Here is a 17,152-nt window from a genome sequence, read left to right on the forward strand (position 1 = left end):
ATACACGTATTTTATTTCTTAGCGATACGGCCAAAGTTAATATAGTCTTGCGTAATGAGTGCTGCCTCTTCCAAGAAAGGGTCTAACTCTTCAATTACCTCTGGTACATCATCTAGGTTTTCAATCGGATCTTTACCTAAACGCTTTAAACGTTCATTAGTGCGCGCTAAAGTACGTGCTTCATTTTCATCTTTTTCTTTAATACGGTCTGCTTCAACTAAAGAAATAGTTTTACGGTCTTTTTCTTCATTGTAACGAGCAATATCATCAAATACATAACCAAATTCGGGCTCTGTTTTAATACGTAGTTCGTGTTGTTTCTCTAGATAACTAATCACAGGGGTTAAATTACCCTGCTTTTTATACTTAGCTCGTACTATGCTATCCCAAGGTAATGCATTATCTTGCTTGCTCTCACCCCATTCTGCTGGGTCTATCGCCGAAGGGAAGGAAATATCAGGAATAACCCCTTTGTGCTGAGTACTGCCACCATTTATACGGTAAAATTTAGCAATAGTGTACTGTACACTCCCTAAATCGTTGTCGTATAAATCATACGCACGGCCTAAGCCTTTGTGTTGTTGAACCGTTCCCTTACCAAAGGTTTGCTCGCCAATAATCACTGCACGGCCATAATCTTGCATTGCGGCGGCAAAAATTTCAGAGGCTGAAGCACTGTAGCGGTCAACTAAAACAGTTAGTGGGCCATCGTAATAGGTAATGCCATCACGATCTTTTTGCTCTTCAATACGGTTATTTAACGTATGAATTTGTACTACCGGACCTTGATCAAAAAAGAGGCCTGATAGTTGCGTAGCTTCATATAGTGATCCACCGCCATTTTGGCGCAAGTCAATAATAATACCGTCTACATTTTCTTCTTTGAGTTTAGCTAATTCAACTTTAACGTCTTTCGAAAGGTTGTTATAAAAACCAGGGATCTCAATAACACCGATTTTTGACGTTAAATTTGAGTAACTGGCCTCAAATACTTCAGATTTGGCCGCTCTGTCTTCTAAGCGAATTTTATCACGGGTGATTTCAACAACTTTTGGTGTGCCATGCGCATCTGAGCCTTTAAGATATTGTAAACGTACCTTGGTTCCTTTCGGGCCTTTGATTAGGTCAACAACATCATCTAAACGCCAACCAATAACATCAACAAACTCTTTTTGATCTTGGGCAACACCAATAATTTTGTCGTCAGCTTTTAGCTGCTCTGTTTTATCGGCGGGACCACCCGGTACTAAGCTGCGAATAACGGTGTAATCTTCATCCGGACTTAAAACGGCGCCAATGCCTTCAAGCTCTAAGTCCATATCCATTTTAAATTGTTCTGCGCGGCGCGGCGATAAGTACGACGTATGTGCCTCGATACTACGCGCTAGCGAGTTCATTACAATTTGAAATGCATCTTCTGAATTTGTTTGCACTAAACGTTTTTGTGCATTTTTGTAACGCTTGGTAAGAACTTCCTTAATACCTTCCCAATCTTTACCTGTCATTTTTAAACGAAGGGCATCGTATTTAACACGTTCACGCCAGATTTCATCAAGCTCAGCTTGCGATGCTGGCCATGGCGCATCTTCACGATCAAAAAAGTATTTATCGTCTTTATCAAACGTCATTTCTTTATCTAGTAACGATAAAGAGTAATCATAGCGTTCAAAACGACGCTTTAAGCTTAAGTTAAAAATATCAAACGTAAAACCAAGTTTGCCCGTGGTAATCGCATTATCAAAATCGTCGCGGTATTTTTCAAACGTTGCAATGTCGCTTGCTAAAAACACGCTTTTGTTAAAATCAAGGGATTCGATATAACGATCATACACTTTACTGGAAAGCGCATCGTTAAATCGAACCGGTGTATAGTGTGAACGAGCAAATAAGTTAGCCACTCGTTTGCTGGCAGTGCCATGTTGACTTTCTTGTTTAAGTACAGGCAAGTCTTCAAGTTTTGCCGCTTCTACGGAAGCGAATAAAGAACCCGAAAACAGGGCAGCCACTAACGGAATGAGCGTAAACTTTTTACTCATACACAACTCCTTAATTTATTTACAACTTAAATAATGTATAAGCTGTCAGCTTTGGTTTTAACTTGCATGCCTGTTACTAATTCAACATGAACTTCGTCTTTGTTTACTTCAGTAATTACCGCATTTACAAGTGCTTGGCCAAGTTTAACCTTAACCTTGTTATTAACCTTGACCTCACTTGCAGGTAAAGGTTCAACTTTTCCTGAACGTTTAGCAGGGGCTGCTTTAGCTGGTTTGTTAGCTGGAGCATTATTTTTGCTAGCGTGGGCTGGCTTTTTCTTGAAAGATTTAGACTCTGAATCTTGGCGTGGACGCTGTTGTTTTTTGCGTTTAGCCATTTTAGCACGGCTTTCTTCTAGTGCTTTTTGAGCGTGGTCAATGTGCTCTTGCTCAACTTTTTCACCTTGATTACCATCAAGGTCAATACGAAACTCTGACTTGGTCACAGCTTCTAAATAACGCCAATTAGACGTGTATTTTCTAAGTGCTTGGCGTACTTGTGTCTTACTTACTTTTTCAGACCCTTCGATACGCTCGGCAATATCTTTAAAAATACCGACTTTAAGCGGTTTAATACCGTCTTTTTGTTTAAAACATTGTGGAAATTCTTGATAAAGAAATTCCAACACTTCATTAATATCTTTTAGCTTGTTTGTGGTTTCCATTTTAGAACCTATTTTTCACATCTTTTCGTCAAGGGAGGAATCAACATAGTGTATTAACCAGTCAATTAACTCTTCGAAGTCAGCTTCTAGTACTGCCAAGTCACCTCGAAGGTGTTCCCAAATACCATTTATTATTTCATCGATTGATTCACAGTCTAAATCATCTGGGATTTTATCCCAGGCTATGTGAATCAAATCATTGAGCGTTTCCGCTACATGTTCTTCATCCCCTTCCCAATCGCCTACATCTTGTACTGCGAATAGGTAGTCTTGAACATTTAGCAAATCTTTCATTACAAGCTTGCCTCTAAGCATTTAACTAATGCTTCTAAACCAGCTTGGTCATCAGTATCAAAGCGACCAATAGTTGGGCTATCAATATCAAGAACAGCTACTATCTTATCATTTTTCATGATAGGTACAACAATCTCAGAATTAGACGCTGCGTCACAGGCTATATGACCTTCAAACGCATGCACATCTTCAATTAACTGTGTTTCTAGGGTTGCCGCAGCCGTACCACACACTCCTTTACCAACAGGAATACGAATACATGCAGGGTTGCCTTGAAAAGGCCCAAGCACTAATTCACTCGGCGAATCCATAAAGTAAAAGCCCGCCCAATTTACATCTTCTAATGAGGTAAATAATAGCGCACTTACGTTAGCCATATTAGCAATGACATTAGATTCACCAGCGATTAGTGATTCAGTTTGCTTAACTAATGACTGGTAAAAATCGTGCTTTTGCATACCAAACTACTTCTTATTAAACATACAGTAGCTAAAGGTACTCTTTGTCGTGAAAAATTGAAACCTTTTACAAGTAAAAAAACAGAAATAGCGCCGTTTTTCAGCACGCTTGATTAATAATTCTGCAATTATTTTTTTGCTGATTTACGCAGGCCAAATAAAAATAGTCCTGCGGCAAAAGCGGCCATTACACTATTAATTAAAAATATCTCGCCTGATGTCGCACTTAGTAAGTAACTAAAAATTGCGCCGCCCAGCAGCCCAAGGGTAAGTACCCCTGAATAATTGACTTTTGCATACTTAAACATAAGCAAATAACCCGGTACGACAAAAGCGGCCATCGTAAGACCAACAATATGTGCGTTCGCAATTGCGCTCATTAATAGTTGCAGAAAAATGGTAGTGGTATCACCATTAACAGTAAGCCCATAATAAAGACCTAGTGTACTACCAACTATAACGGGGGATAATAAAGAAAGCGCGACACTTTTGGCTAGTTGATGTTTCATATAAGTTCCTAATTACACACTACAAACATTATCTTAAGCATGCACCAAGTTCTTAAGGTTAGAAACAGAGACTATGGTCGTAATTTATGATGGGAAAACAAGCACTCTTTAAACGTCTGTTATTAGGGCGTGTTGATCTTTGATGGTTGAATTTGCAGCAGTATGTTTGGTCTTTAGGCAAGGCGGAGCCTATGAAGTGTGGTTATTCCCCATTAATAGGCGATAACGCAGCATAAATGCCAAACATGCGCTGCCTTTCGGGTTCTGCCTAGGGGCGATAAACTCTTTGTTACTCGGTTTTTACTTAGCCCACTAGGTTACAAACCTCGCGCCGCGATTTAATCTCCTCTAGATTGAACAAATTTCAATCCGCAAAGTTCAATACGCCCTAGACATTTTAACGAATAGTTTTGCTAACTAAAAACAGACACCTATTTTGTTGGCAGCTCACGCTTACTTTTAGCTGTTTATTCGCCCATAACGTAAAGCTCACTACCTTACAGGCGCTAACCTCAATAATAACATAGCCTTAAGGTTGCAATATAAATGCGTTCTTAAATTAATGGCTAATTTGTGCATTTAGGCTTCGGCAGTCATCTGCGGTTTGAACGGGGTATTAAGCGTCGATGCTGATGTATTAATAAGTAATGAGGCCATAGTAACTTCACGTTTTTTCCCTCGGCGGATCAGTGCTTCAACATACACGATACTTAATACAATAGCAGTGGCTTTATAAAGGTTGCCGTGCAAATCACCCACGGCACCACCCGACATACTAAAGATGCCATAAGCTGCATTCATAAAAATATGCATCCACATAGGAAACCAAATTTTATAACCACACTCACAATAAAGCCACGCAAACCAAGTGCCTGCAACAGTGGTTACTGCTACCGCCATTAGTGCAGAAATGGCATCGCCACCTTGGTACATGTGCCCTACTCCAAATACTACCGAGCTTGTCAACGCTGCGGGAATGAACCCCCAGCGGCAAAACCGGTATAAAGCACCAAATAAAGCCGCCCTAAATATTAGCTCTTCAAAAAAACCAGCATAGATTGAGCCTGTTATTAGTCCAGACAAAGATAAATTTAAATTACTACTCAAGTATGCATAGCCAAGTGTCATAGGTATACAGCACAGCAAAGCTGCAAAGGTATAGTTATTAAAGCCTTCGGTGTTAAGGCCAATTGCGTCAAGCATGTTATCTCTTTTAAATAGCAATGTGGTTATCACTAATAAAGGAGCATATAAAAATAAGTATTTAGCGGGGATAAATAAAACCCCAGTAGACGCATCGGCCTGGGTTAATATTTTCGTCCATTCGCTACCCCAAAAGCTTTTCATTATGTAATGGCAAAAAACAAACGTGGCTATCACTAACAGTGATTTTAAAATAGTGTTCATAGTAACCTTCTTAAGTTGTATTTTTTAGTTCAACTTAAGCATGCCTACTCCAGCGTAAAACTACGAACTGTTAGGGATTAACAACATTTTTAGGTATCAAATACAAGTATTTGGGCTGACTAACAAGCACTTGGGGTGAGTAACAAAGCCGCTTTTATATTATCTACGTAGCTTCGCGATACCGGAACAGGCATGGGTGTATTTTTAAGCGTTAATTGCAAGCCGCCAGCGTTGCCACTATACGAGTGAATAAAGGCTACATTAACTGCATAAGAGCGATGGCACCTAATAATTGCAGTATTATTTGGGAGCTGTTTAAGTAAGCGAGTTAAAGAAATACGCAGTAAAGTTTGCTGTATTGCGTGTCCGTCATAAACACTAATTTCGCAATAATTATCAGCCGCTTTTATAAACAAAACACGCTCTAATACTATGCTGATTGCATCATTTTTATTATCGCCAACTAACGTAATTTTCTCGAGTTCTAAAGGAAGGGCTTCACATTGCTTGATTTGTTGCCGCTGTGGTGTTTCATCAATATTAAGCTGCCTAACATGGCGATTTAACATATACATAAAAATTAGCGGAAATACGCCAATAGCAAATATATAGCCAATAAACAGCATCTGATTCTGCCAATGCCACTGTCCTAAAAATGCCACAACAAAATAAGCGTGGTTAAATAAAGCACAAATTAAAATATAAAAGCCGCTTATAAGCATAATACGAAGTGGCTTATAAAAATCATAACGTAACAGCGCTATTTCAATAAAGCCCGATAATAGCAACGCAACAAAAGTGACTAAACCATAACCTGAAAGCCTGAGTATTTTATATGACGATGTATCGTTAATTGTACCAAAAGGTTGGAATACGAATAAAACAAACAACGTTACCAACGAGAACATCATTGCACGATAAACAATAAGTTTTCTTGAATGTAAATCATCCTTGAGCCACAACATACTATTTTAATTACCAATTTTAAAATCTAAAAAATAAAAGTAGCACATTAATATGTTAATAATCTATTAATAACGGCTAATAGCAAACCGAAACGGGGAAATAAGCGAGAAAACCTAAAGGTGGTCTGATAATAAATCGTAGATACAAAAAAGCCCGCTCTAAGCGGGCTTTAATATAATGGTGGAGAGATAGGGATTTGAACCCTAGATGGGCTACAAACCCATGCCGGTTTTCAAGACCGGTGCATTCGACCACTCTGCCATCTCTCCGAAAGTGCTATAAACTACAAGTAAGAGTGTACTCATAGTTATTGTAATTAGGTGGTGGAGAGATAGGGATTTGAACCCTAGATAGGCTACAAACCTATGCCGGTTTTCAAGACCGGTGCATTCGACCACTCTGCCATCTCTCCGCACGGCCTGCATAATAGGGAAACCCATTGCCTTTGTGAAGCTTTTTTTAAAAAAAATTGTTTAAGTGCTTAAAAAACAATTAATTTGTTTAAAGATAAAACAAAAAACTCATTTTTGGTGGTTAAGTGAACTTTAATTAAAAAATAACACTCTATTGATCTACAAAGGTTTGCCCAAACATATAAGAGTTGGTAATCTAATTTTAGTTAAATTATCGAAACAAACATGTTTCACTTAAAGGAGCTCTACAATGGCATTTAATCATTCGTACAATACCGCTAAACCGGTAATGTCGACCATTGAAACAAACAAGGTACTTAAAAACACCTATTTCTTACTGGCCATGACATTAGCATTTAGTGCTGTTACGGCGGGTATTTCAATGGCATTACAATTACCTTACTTTATGGGAATTGTGTTCACACTGGTTTCGTTTGGTTTATTATTTGTTGTAAACAAAAAAGCAGACTCAGCTTCAGGCGTATTTTGGGTGTTTGCTTTTACAGGCTGTATGGGCGCAGGCCTTGGCCCACTTCTTAACTATTATGCGGCTATGCCTAATGGCCCAATGCTTATTATGCAGGCACTTGGTTCTACTGCATTAATATTTTTTGGACTATCGGCTTATGCATTAAACACTAAAAAAGACTTCTCATTTATGGGTGGTTTTTTAACAGTAGGTTTATTAGTGGTTATTGTCGCAAGCATAGTTAACATATTCATTGGCAGCTCGCTAATGTTTATGGTGCTTAACGCAGCTGTTGTGTTAATTATGTCTGGCTTAATCTTATTTGATACTAGCCGTATTATTAATGGCGGCGAAACTAACTACATTCGCGCTACAGTGGCTTTATACTTAAACGTGTACAACTTATTTACTTCTTTACTGCACCTTCTTGGCGCAAGTGATGACTAATTAAATAGTTCTGTTAAAATAGCCCCTTTATTGGGGCTTTTTTATTGGAATTGTTTTGGCGCGATTTGTTCTTTCTTTACATACTCCTCCTTCAGATCATGACTCAACGCAACGTATTATAAAGTTTGCACATGCATGTTTAGCACAAGGCCACACCATAGATGCACTTTTTTTGTATCAAAATGGTATTTATCACGCATCAACTCATTTTGAGCTGGCCTCTGACGAGCTGCAAATCCCTATGCATTGGCAACAACTTGCAGACAAAAATATTAATTTAATGCTTTGCGTTACTGCAGCAGAAAAGCGCGGTTTAAGTACAAGCCAAACAGGTGTGTTTACAGTTGCTGGGCTTGCAGAATTTGCCATGCTAGCCAGTGATGCAGATAAATGGATACAGTTTAAATGAAAAATGTTTTAGTCATGAGCCAATCCAGTCCCTTTGATGAACTTAATACCCGCGATGCCCTAGACATGTCGCTTATATTTGCCGCAGTTGATCAAAATATTAGCTGGCTATTTAGCGGCCCCGCCGTGCTTGCTTTAAAACATAATCAATCAACAGAGCAACTGGGCGTAAAAGATTTTTTTAAAAACATCAAAACGCTTGAAATCTATGAAGTAGAAAATATATACGTATGTGAAAAATCATTACTTGATTATAACTTAAACAAATCTCAATTAATTATTGATTCAATCAGCCTCAATTACACTGAGCAACAACAGTTGATTTGCCAGCAAGATTTTGTGGTGAACCTATGAGTACATTACATATTTTTTCTAAGCCGCTGGCTTATTACGACTTAACCCAGCTTGAAAACTTAATTAAAGACACTGATAAAGTACTCCTTGTTGGTGATGCCTGTTACGCCGCTAAGCAGTATTTTCAATTAAACGATTCGCCATTGTTGCTTTTAGAGGATGCACATGCACGCGCGGTTAAACTAAGCTCTGGCCAATCAATTATTAATTACGATGAGTTTGTTGCCCTGACACTATCTACTAACCAATCTATTACCTGGTAAGCTATGCTTGAATTTAATAATCAACAAATCGATACAGATAAACAAGGCTACTTGCTCGATTACACCGTGTGGACAAAAGAGTTGGCCCCTATTATCGCCGAGCAAGAAAACATTATCTTGAGCGAACAACACTGGGAAGTGATTAATTTTGTTCGCGATTTTTATTTAGAATATAACACCAGCCCAGCGATAAGAATGCTTGTTAAAGCCATGGCTAAAGCACTTGGCGAGGACAAAGGCAATAGTATTTATTTGTATAAATTATTCCCGAAGGGGCCTGCAAAACAAGCGACTAAAATTGCCGGATTACCTAAGCCCGCTAGGTGTATTTAATAGTGAATAAACCAATGCATAATCGCGCAACTAAAAGCACTAACAAACGCACTACGGGTAGAACTTACTCACGCAGTGCATTCACTAAAAAAAGCACAACTTCGCGTGAAGTTAAACCCGCGATAGCAGCTAAAGATAGAAAAATTGTTTTATTTAACAAACCCTACGATGTGCTTTGTCAATTTACAGATGATGCCAATAGAAAAACGTTAGCTGAATTTATTCCCATTAAAGATGTATACGCAGCAGGCAGATTAGACCGCGACAGTGAAGGGTTATTACTTTTAACAAACTGCGGAAAGCTTCAAAATACCCTTACCGCACCAAGTAAAAAAACCAATAAAACCTATTGGGTGCAAGTTGAAGGCGAGCCCAGTGCAGACGCTGTTAACGCCCTATGTAAAGGTGTTGAACTAAAAGATGGTATTACCTTACCCGCAAATGTAAAAATTATTGAAGAGCCTGAAGTTTGGCCTCGTGTGCCACCGGTTAGAGAGCGAAAATCGATTCCTACAACGTGGTTAAGCATTACAATTAACGAAGGACGTAATAGACAAGTTCGTCGTATGACTGCGCATGTTGGGCACCCCACATTAAGGCTTATTCGCTACAGCATTGGTAATTATTCGCTTGATGGCATTGAGAGCGCTCAGTACAGTGTTATCAAAGGTGATAAAAATGCATAAGCCCCATGTGACGGTTGCTGCTGTAGTAAAAAAAGGAGACCGCTTTTTACTTGTAAAAGAGCGAGATAAATTTACTGCTACTATTTGCTATAACCAACCTGCCGGCCATTTAGAACTAGACGAAACACTGGCTCAAGCAGCCAGCAGAGAGCTTTTTGAAGAGACAGGTTTAACCTTAACCCCAATTGGTTTAGTCGGTATTTACAACTTACATGCGGCAAACGGAATACATTATTTACGCTTTTGTTTTCTATTTGATGGCGCTCAAATCACTACTGAGCCCTGCCCAAAAGATGCAGATATAATGAGTGCTGGCTGGCACACTTTAGAGGACATAAAAACGCTGCCTCTCAGAAGCCATCTCGTTTTAAAATGTATTGAGGACAGCCTGAATCGCCCTATTCAGGACGTTAGCTTTATTTACGACGATAATTAAACATTTTCACTTTGTATAATTCTCAAAGCTATATAAATAGTCCACGGCTATAAATTAACTTAATGCTAAGCAATTTCGTCCCTGCCTTTTTGAATAATAAAGTGCGCTATCGGCGGCCTTAACAAACTCTTTTTGATCGCAATTATCATCTTCACCAAACGCGTTAATACCCATACTAAGGGTTAAGTAACCGGTAAAACTATCTTCATGAGGGATACGGAGCTCTTCAATTGCCTTTTGGATATGCTCAGCTATAAACAAAGCCCCTTGTTTATCTGTTTGTGGTAGCAATACAACAAACTCTTCACCGCCATAACGCGCTACAAAATCTTCGGTACGGCTTACCGTACACGCTATTGCTTGCGCCACGTTATACAAACATAAATCACCTTCAACATGTCCGTAGCGGTCGTTAAATAGTTTAAAGTGATCAATATCAATTAAAATAATCGCTAAATCGTCACCACATTCAACAGCTTTTTCAAACTCTTTACTTAGCTTTTCATCAAAACGACGTCTATTTGCTATTTGCGTTAGTGAATCTAAAAACGCCATATCGCGTAAAATATTTTGATCTTCCAAACGTTTGGTCGCATCGTTAAATACAGCAATATATTCATCCCCTAAGTTAATGCCTGATACTTCCATCGTAATCGTATTACCGTTTTTACATGTAACATGGTAATCATGCGCGGGGATGTCTTGCCCTGTTTCATTGCCCACTTCTAACGCCGCTTGCCACGTTTTTTTCACGGATTCTCGATAGTGAGGGTCTGGGTATGCATTAACCCACCATTGCTCTAAGTTAGGTAAGTCATCGACGGTGTAACCAAATACATCTATAAAGCGTTGATTAACCCTAATGATATCACCTGTTTTCGCACATACATTAGAGATAGGCATAGGCAAAATAGTAAATAAATGGGCGTAGTGGCTCATCTCGTGGCGCTTCATAGGATGATGCATTTTTTTAGATAAGAAACTGTACGGCGCATCTTCTTTTTCGTGCGAAAGCGAATGTTCCATTGTTAATACAAAGTACCACTCTTTCCACCACTTTTGTGTTGCTTCAATTAAAGCTACTTCAGATTGGTTTATTAAATCTAGAGAACTGGACACAGAATTAAAAATATCATCAACTGGGCAAGCGTGTTGAAAATCTACAGGTAAGGTATGTTTAAAAATTTCATGAAAAAGTTTATAAGCTGATTGCTTAAACTCACTCGTCGGGTTTTCTAGTAACTGCTTCACGTGAAAACTAGAATTTGTGGTATAAAATGTTATTAAAGTCGAAAGTTTTTTTACCTGAAAGGCGTAGTTCATATATTCATTCCATTGAAAATATTAAGGCTATAAATCCAGAGTTAATACAAAAATCCTGCTTGCCTCTTAAATTATTCTGCAAACACAAGGTAATATACTCAACATTATTATGTGCTCGGACAATAATGGCACCGAAATAACTTTTTACAATGGCTTATTTAAATTTTTCATCATTTTTTATTTCAAATGCGATTCAGTCTTATTTGCTATTTGTTATATGAATAAAATAACGACAAAAACGTGCGTTTGCGCTACTCCTCCCTTTAAGCAAAAACAAAATGCGTGCTATAATCGCGGCCTTTCCAAGTTAACAGCAATCTGTATAAGCGAAATTATTCATGAGCGAAAATAGTCACATTAAAGTCATCGTTGGTATGTCCGGCGGTGTTGATTCTTCTGTATCTGCATATTTATTACAGCAACAGGGCTACCAAGTAGAAGGCCTGTTTATGAAGAACTGGGAAGAAGACGACAATGACGAATACTGTGCAGCCGCTGAAGATTTAAAAGATGCGCAAGCAGTGTGTGACAAATTAGGCATCGAGCTTCATACCGTTAACTTTGCAGCAGAGTATTGGGATAACGTTTTTGAGTACTTTTTAGAAGAGTATAAAGCGGGCCGTACGCCAAACCCTGATATTATGTGTAACAAAGAAATTAAATTTAAAGCGTTTTTAGAATTTGCTGCCCAAGCACTTGGCGCCGATTTTATTGCTACAGGCCATTATGTTCGTCGTGAATTACGCGACGACAAATACGTTATGTGCCGAGGCTTAGACGATAACAAAGATCAAAGCTATTTCTTATACACTTTAAGCCATGAGCATATAGGCCAAACCCTTTTCCCAGTAGGTGATATAGCTAAACCTGAAGTACGCCGTATCGCAGAAGAGCAAGACTTAATCACCCACGATAAAAAAGACAGCACCGGTATTTGTTTTATTGGGGAGCGCAAATTTAAAGACTTTTTACAAAAGTTTTTACCTGCTCAACCAGGTGTGATCGAAGACACAGATGGCAACAACGTAGGTGAACACGAAGGGCTTATGTATCATACACTAGGCCAGCGTAAAGGGTTACTAATTGGTGGCATGAAAGAAGGCTCTGGCGAGCCATGGTATGTTGTAGATAAAGACGTTGAGCGCAATGTACTGGTTGTAGGACAAGGTAAAGACCACCCTCGCCTTTACAGCAATGGCCTAAACGCTAATCAATTACATTGGGTAGACCGTGTTGGCCCGCAAGGCACCACGCGCTGTACCGTTAAAACTCGTTACCGCCAAGAAGATATTAATTGTACCCTTCTCGTTGGCGAAGATGGTATGGCACGCGTATTGTTTGATGAGCCACAAAAAGCCGTTACACCGGGTCAGTCAGCTGTATTTTATGCCGATGAGGTGTGTTTAGGTGGTGGTATTATTGATTCGGTGATCAAGTAATGAATGAACACCAAGTCATGGCGCTTGCCGCCATGTGCCAAGTGGCTAAACAAGTACAAAAAATTGCCCAGTACGGCAGTGCAAACGATTCAGATTTAGATGTGCTTTTTACAAGTATTGTACAAACATCTCCCGCATCACCGGTTGATGTTTATCAAGGTACGCATAACTTACGCGACGGCTATAAAACATTAATGGCACAGCTGACTGCTGGCACTCAAAAAGATGTCGAAATAGTTAAGTACGTAGGTGGTTTAATGCAACTTGAACGTATTTTAAATAACGAGCCAAAAAGCTTAGCTGAACTTGGCCGCCGTATCGACGACATTCATCGTCGCTTAGATCACTTTGCCATAACCGATGACACCGTAGTTGCCGGTTTAGCAGATATATACTCGTCGGTGCTAAGCCCCCTTGGGCACCGAATTCAGGTTTATGGTAAACCCGAGTTATTAAAACAGCAGCAAACGCAAAATAAAATTCGTGCACTTTTATTAGCAGGAATTCGCAGTGCTGTATTATGGCGACAAATGGGCGGTAAACGCCGTCACTTTTTCTTTGCAAAAAGAAAAATTCTCGCTATTGCAAAAACAAAAATTTAATTATCGTTCAAAACTAAAATTTAGGAGTTATTATGGAGCTTTCAGCGTTAACCGCTATCTCTCCAGTGGATGGTCGCTACGGCAGCAAAACCACTGAACTACGCAGTATTTTCAGCGAATTTGGCTTAATCAAATACCGCGTAACCGTTGAAGTGCGTTGGTTGCAAGCCTTAGCTGCAGCAAGCGATATTAAAGAAGTACCTGCATTTAGCGAACAAGCCAATGCACTATTAAATGCCATTGTTGATAACTTCAGCGAAGCAGATGCACAGCGTGTAAAAGACATTGAACGCACCACAAACCACGATGTTAAAGCGGTAGAATACTTACTAAAAGAAAAAGTAGCCGATAACAGCGAAATCAACGCTATCAACGAGTTTATCCATTTTGCTTGTACCTCGGAAGATATTAATAACCTATCTCATGGTTTAATGCTCACAGAAGCTCGCGATAAAGTATTATTACCATACTGTGACCAATTACTTAACGCCATAAAAGAAAAAGCCATTGAATACAAAGCAGTGCCTATGATGACGCGTACCCACGGCCAGCCAGCTACACCATCAACTATGGGTAAAGAGTTTGCTAACGTATACGTGCGTTTAAAACGCCAACGCGACCAAATCGCACAGGTAGAAATGCTAGGTAAAATTAACGGTGCTGTAGGTAACTACAATGCTCACCTGAGTGCTTACCCAGATTACGATTGGCACACTCATGCAAGTAACTTTGTAACAAGCCTTGGTTTAACGTTTAACCCGTTCACTACCCAAATAGAACCGCATGACTACATTGCCGAGCTATTTGATGCTATTGCTCGCTTTAACACTATTTTACTTGATTTTGATCGTGACGTTTGGGGTTACATTGCCCTTAACCACTTCAAGCAAAAAACCATTGCTGGTGAAATCGGCTCTTCAACAATGCCGCATAAAGTAAACCCTATCGACTTTGAAAACTCAGAAGGCAACCTAGGCATAGCAAATGCTATATTTGCTCACCTTGCACAAAAACTGCCTGTTTCTCGTTGGCAACGTGACCTTACCGACTCTACAGTACTGCGTAACTTAGGTGTGGGCATGGGCTACACGCTTATTGCTTATCAATCGACACTTAAAGGCGTAAGCAAACTTGAAGTAAATGAGCAACGCTTACTCGAAGAGCTTGATCAAAACTGGGAATTACTTGCAGAGCCAATTCAAACGGTTATGCGTAAATACGGTATTGAAAAACCATACGAAAAACTTAAAGATTTAACGCGTGGTAAGCGTGTAAATCAAGAGATTATGGCCGACTTTATTGATGGTTTAGACCTGCCAGAGCATGCAAAAGTTGAAATGAAAAAACTAACACCAGCCAACTACATTGGCCGCGCTGTTGAGTTTATTGACGATTTAGTTTAGCTAGTCAATTGCAAATATAAAAAGCGAAAGGATAATCCCTTTCGCTTTTTTTGTACTAAAAATTATAGGTCAACTCTATGTACCAATTAAAAATAAACACCCTCAGTGAACAAGAATTTTTAAACCAATATTGGCAAAAAAAGCCACTATTGATTAAACAAGGTTTTACAGACTTTCAAGACCCAATAGAGGCAGAAGAGCTTGCCGGTCTTGCAATGGAAGAAAGTATAGAGTCGCGTATTGTTACTAACCATAATAACGATTGGCAAGCATACCAAGGCCCATTTGAAGACTTTGAAAAACTTACTGAGCAACACGCAACTTTACTGGTACAAGCGGTTGATCATTGGCATAGCGATGCTGCACAACTGCTAGAGCCGTTTAGATTTATACCTAACTGGCGAATAGATGACTTAATGATCAGCTACTCTAGCCCTAAAGGTGGAGTGGGCCCACATTTAGACCAGTATGACGTATTTATAATCCAAGGTGAAGGTAAGCGCCATTGGCGTGTTGGCTTGCCCGACCCTACTCTTAAGCAATTTACGCAAAATAAAAAACTACTACAGGTTGAGCAATTTGAAGCGGTAATAGATTGTATTTTAGAACCCGGCGATATTTTATATATACCACCTGGGTGCCCACATGAAGGCTATGCTATAGAAAACGCCTTAAATTATTCAGTGGGTTTTAGAGCGCCTAACCAACAAGACTTATTTTCGAGTTTTGCCGATCATATTATTGATACTGACAGCGGCCAAAAACGCTATTCCGATCACACATTAACGCTAAGAGACGCTAAAGGTGAGCTTTTAGATAGCGAAGCCAATAAAGTTAAAACCCTTATGCAAGCGCTTCTTAATAACGATGAGTTATTTAAACAATGGCTGGGTAACACCCTAAGTCAGCCCAAGCACGAAATGGACTTAGCACCGCTTGAAGCCCCCTTAACTTGCGAACAAATGAGTGAATTAATAGCCAGCAATAACGATGAGTTTGAGCGTTTAGGTGGCACACGTGCTATTTTTCAGCAATGTGAAGATACCTTACTGCTAAGCATTAATGGTGAGAACTATTTATTACCCCTTTCGGATTTAAAAGCCGTTAGACTTTTAACTGATAATAGTTATTTTAACACTGAAGATTTAGACCAAGCCCAACCTAGCCTAGTTTTTATTCAAACTTTTACTACACTAGTTAATGAGGGAGTTTGGTTTAACTAGGGGTGTTCTATGAGCTATCAAGTTAATAAAGTAGAGTGGGATATACAAAAAGACCTGCTACAACAAATACGTGAAAAGGTTTTTGTATACGAATTACACATCCCCAAACGCATAGAATTTGATAGCCTCGATAAAATTGCTCACCACGTTTTAGTGACTGATGAATGCAAATTGCCTGTTGCTACAGGCAGGCTTTGTACCGACGGGTTAATAGGCCGAATTGCTGTACTGCCAGAGCACCGAAATCGTCATGTATACACATCGCTACTGACCTTTATTGTTCAACTAGCCGCAAACGACGGCCATAAAGCAATTAGTATTAATTGCATATTAAATGAAGTAGAGCGTTTTAAGCGAAATGGGTTCAAGCAGCAAGGCACTGTATTTATGGAAGCAGGCATACCCAGACAGCGTATGCTCTGTGAAGTATCGCAGTTTGTTACCAAACCCTTTACGTTAGTACATTAAAAAAGGGCGTAAATTGCCCTTTTATATGTTCATACATGCATCATTCTATTTTGGCTCATTGGCCCAAAGTTGCTCGTTTTCATGCATTTCGTATAAACCATGAGCACGGTTTATAAGTAAGTTAGCAAAATCGACCTGGGTTTTATCACGAGCACCCACACTCATTATTTGATCGGCTTTTAGCTGCCATTGTAACGAAAAATAACGCATGGCATCGCGTGCATCTTTTGCTGCACTTACTTCAGCATGATCTGTTGGTAAGCGCCCTGTTATTACCCAATAGCTCTTACCGTTTTGTGCTTTAAATTTCCACATAGCACACAGTGGCGCTAAAAAACGGCTATCTTTGTCTATTACTGATTTAGGCATAATGCCTTTTTCTGCTAAATATTTTTGAGCGTTTTGAAAACATTCGCGTTGCCAAGCAACACGTTGCTGCTCTATTTGCTCTTGCGCTGTTAATGGTTTTTTTTCTTCTTGCTGCATTTTATTAACCTTTACTGCTTTTTTTTACACTCTAAGTGCATAACAAATAAGGTGCAAGCATAAA

The 17,152-nt window shown here is 39.3% G+C and carries 21 protein-coding genes and 2 tRNA genes; 12 read left to right on the forward strand and 11 right to left on the reverse strand.

Going from position 1 to position 17,152, the window contains the following annotated elements:
• Positions 1–11: 11 nt before the first annotated feature.
• The 9 genes from prc to CWC16_RS08070 all read right to left on the reverse strand — a co-directional run bounded on the left by prc (position 12) and on the right by CWC16_RS08070 (position 6,747).
• Positions 12–2,036, reverse strand: a complete 2,025-nt coding sequence (prc, locus tag CWC16_RS08030; RefSeq protein WP_138541164.1) for a carboxy terminal-processing peptidase — start codon at positions 2,034–2,036, stop codon at positions 12–14.
• Positions 2,037–2,062: 26 nt separating this feature from the next.
• Positions 2,063–2,701: an RNA chaperone ProQ gene (gene proQ, locus CWC16_RS08035; RefSeq protein ID WP_138541165.1), complete on the reverse strand. Its 639-nt coding sequence runs from the start codon at positions 2,699–2,701 to the stop codon at positions 2,063–2,065.
• 15 nt (positions 2,702–2,716) lie between these two features.
• Positions 2,717–2,995, reverse strand: coding sequence for a hypothetical protein (locus CWC16_RS08040; protein ID WP_138541166.1), 279 nt, complete (start codon positions 2,993–2,995; stop codon positions 2,717–2,719).
• Positions 2,995–3,453: a free L-methionine (R)-S-oxide reductase MsrC gene (msrC, locus tag CWC16_RS08045; RefSeq protein ID WP_055016014.1), complete on the reverse strand. Its 459-nt coding sequence runs from the start codon at positions 3,451–3,453 to the stop codon at positions 2,995–2,997. The genes CWC16_RS08040 and msrC overlap by 1 nt, the downstream gene beginning before the upstream one ends.
• Before the next feature lie 128 nt (positions 3,454–3,581).
• Complete coding sequence (locus CWC16_RS08050) at positions 3,582–3,962, reverse strand: hypothetical protein (protein ID WP_138541167.1); 381 nt, start codon at positions 3,960–3,962, stop codon at positions 3,582–3,584.
• 579 nt (positions 3,963–4,541) lie between these two features.
• Positions 4,542–5,369, reverse strand: coding sequence for a CPBP family intramembrane glutamic endopeptidase (locus tag CWC16_RS08055; protein ID WP_138541168.1), 828 nt, complete (start codon positions 5,367–5,369; stop codon positions 4,542–4,544).
• A 119-nt stretch (positions 5,370–5,488) separates the two neighbouring features.
• A complete protein-coding gene (locus tag CWC16_RS08060; RefSeq protein WP_138541169.1) occupies positions 5,489–6,334 on the reverse strand; it encodes a LytTR family DNA-binding domain-containing protein in 846 nt (281 codons plus the stop codon).
• A 179-nt stretch (positions 6,335–6,513) separates the two neighbouring features.
• Positions 6,514–6,604 (reverse strand) — tRNA-Ser (locus CWC16_RS08065).
• A 52-nt stretch (positions 6,605–6,656) separates the two neighbouring features.
• Positions 6,657–6,747 (reverse strand) — tRNA-Ser (locus tag CWC16_RS08070).
• 251 nt (positions 6,748–6,998) lie between these two features.
• Between CWC16_RS08070 and CWC16_RS08075 the strand changes: the two genes are divergently transcribed.
• Genes CWC16_RS08075 through CWC16_RS08105 form a run of 7 tightly spaced genes read left to right on the forward strand, consistent with a single transcriptional unit; the run spans position 6,999 to position 10,144 of the window.
• Positions 6,999–7,664 (forward strand): Bax inhibitor-1/YccA family protein, encoded by a 666-nt coding sequence (locus tag CWC16_RS08075; RefSeq protein ID WP_004586716.1) that lies wholly within the window; start codon positions 6,999–7,001, stop codon positions 7,662–7,664.
• A gap of 55 nt (positions 7,665–7,719) precedes the next feature.
• Complete coding sequence (tusD, locus tag CWC16_RS08080) at positions 7,720–8,073, forward strand: sulfurtransferase complex subunit TusD (RefSeq protein WP_055014280.1); 354 nt, start codon at positions 7,720–7,722, stop codon at positions 8,071–8,073.
• Positions 8,070–8,426 carry a DsrE family protein gene (locus CWC16_RS08085; RefSeq protein ID WP_055014281.1) on the forward strand — a complete coding sequence of 119 codons (357 nt, stop codon included), beginning with the start codon at positions 8,070–8,072 and terminating at the stop codon, positions 8,424–8,426. The genes tusD and CWC16_RS08085 overlap by 4 nt, the downstream gene beginning before the upstream one ends.
• Entirely contained in the window at positions 8,423–8,689 is a 267-nt protein-coding gene (gene tusB / locus CWC16_RS08090; RefSeq protein WP_138541170.1) for a sulfurtransferase complex subunit TusB, read from the forward strand. Before CWC16_RS08085 ends, tusB begins: the two co-directional genes overlap by 4 nt.
• A gap of 3 nt (positions 8,690–8,692) precedes the next feature.
• On the forward strand, positions 8,693–9,022 hold the full coding sequence (locus CWC16_RS08095; RefSeq protein WP_138541171.1) for a TusE/DsrC/DsvC family sulfur relay protein: 330 nt from the start codon (positions 8,693–8,695) through the stop codon (positions 9,020–9,022).
• A 14-nt stretch (positions 9,023–9,036) separates the two neighbouring features.
• Positions 9,037–9,708 (forward strand): pseudouridine synthase, encoded by a 672-nt coding sequence (locus CWC16_RS08100; protein WP_138541190.1) that lies wholly within the window; start codon positions 9,037–9,039, stop codon positions 9,706–9,708.
• Positions 9,701–10,144: an NUDIX domain-containing protein gene (locus CWC16_RS08105; RefSeq protein WP_138541172.1), complete on the forward strand. Its 444-nt coding sequence runs from the start codon at positions 9,701–9,703 to the stop codon at positions 10,142–10,144. The genes CWC16_RS08100 and CWC16_RS08105 overlap by 8 nt, the downstream gene beginning before the upstream one ends.
• Positions 10,145–10,198: 54 nt before the next feature.
• Here the strand turns inward: CWC16_RS08105 and CWC16_RS08110 are convergent, their stop codons facing one another.
• The gene (locus CWC16_RS08110; protein ID WP_138541173.1) at positions 10,199–11,467 is read right to left on the reverse strand and encodes a sensor domain-containing diguanylate cyclase; all 1,269 of its coding nucleotides are present in this window, start codon (positions 11,465–11,467) and stop codon (positions 10,199–10,201) included.
• 338 nt (positions 11,468–11,805) lie between these two features.
• Between CWC16_RS08110 and mnmA the strand changes: the two genes are divergently transcribed.
• From mnmA to CWC16_RS08135, 5 genes are all read left to right on the forward strand, one after another.
• Positions 11,806–12,906 (forward strand): tRNA 2-thiouridine(34) synthase MnmA, encoded by a 1,101-nt coding sequence (mnmA, locus tag CWC16_RS08115; RefSeq protein ID WP_055014287.1) that lies wholly within the window; start codon positions 11,806–11,808, stop codon positions 12,904–12,906.
• Complete coding sequence (hflD, locus tag CWC16_RS08120) at positions 12,906–13,508, forward strand: high frequency lysogenization protein HflD (protein ID WP_055014288.1); 603 nt, start codon at positions 12,906–12,908, stop codon at positions 13,506–13,508. Before mnmA ends, hflD begins: the two co-directional genes overlap by 1 nt.
• A 32-nt stretch (positions 13,509–13,540) precedes the next feature.
• The gene (gene purB / locus CWC16_RS08125) at positions 13,541–14,911 is read left to right on the forward strand and encodes an adenylosuccinate lyase (protein WP_138541174.1); all 1,371 of its coding nucleotides are present in this window, start codon (positions 13,541–13,543) and stop codon (positions 14,909–14,911) included.
• Between the two features lie 77 nt (positions 14,912–14,988).
• Positions 14,989–16,134: a cupin domain-containing protein gene (locus tag CWC16_RS08130; RefSeq protein ID WP_138541175.1), complete on the forward strand. Its 1,146-nt coding sequence runs from the start codon at positions 14,989–14,991 to the stop codon at positions 16,132–16,134.
• 9 nt (positions 16,135–16,143) lie between these two features.
• The gene (locus tag CWC16_RS08135; protein WP_138541176.1) at positions 16,144–16,602 is read left to right on the forward strand and encodes a GNAT family N-acetyltransferase; all 459 of its coding nucleotides are present in this window, start codon (positions 16,144–16,146) and stop codon (positions 16,600–16,602) included.
• 45 nt (positions 16,603–16,647) lie between these two features.
• Here CWC16_RS08135 and CWC16_RS08140 read toward each other — a convergent pair whose 3' ends face one another.
• A complete protein-coding gene (locus tag CWC16_RS08140; protein WP_138541177.1) occupies positions 16,648–17,088 on the reverse strand; it encodes a DUF4826 family protein in 441 nt (146 codons plus the stop codon).
• Positions 17,089–17,152 lie beyond the last annotated feature (64 nt).

The organism is Pseudoalteromonas sp. S3776 (assembly GCF_005886915.1).
Classification (GTDB): domain Bacteria; phylum Pseudomonadota; class Gammaproteobacteria; order Enterobacterales; family Alteromonadaceae; genus Pseudoalteromonas.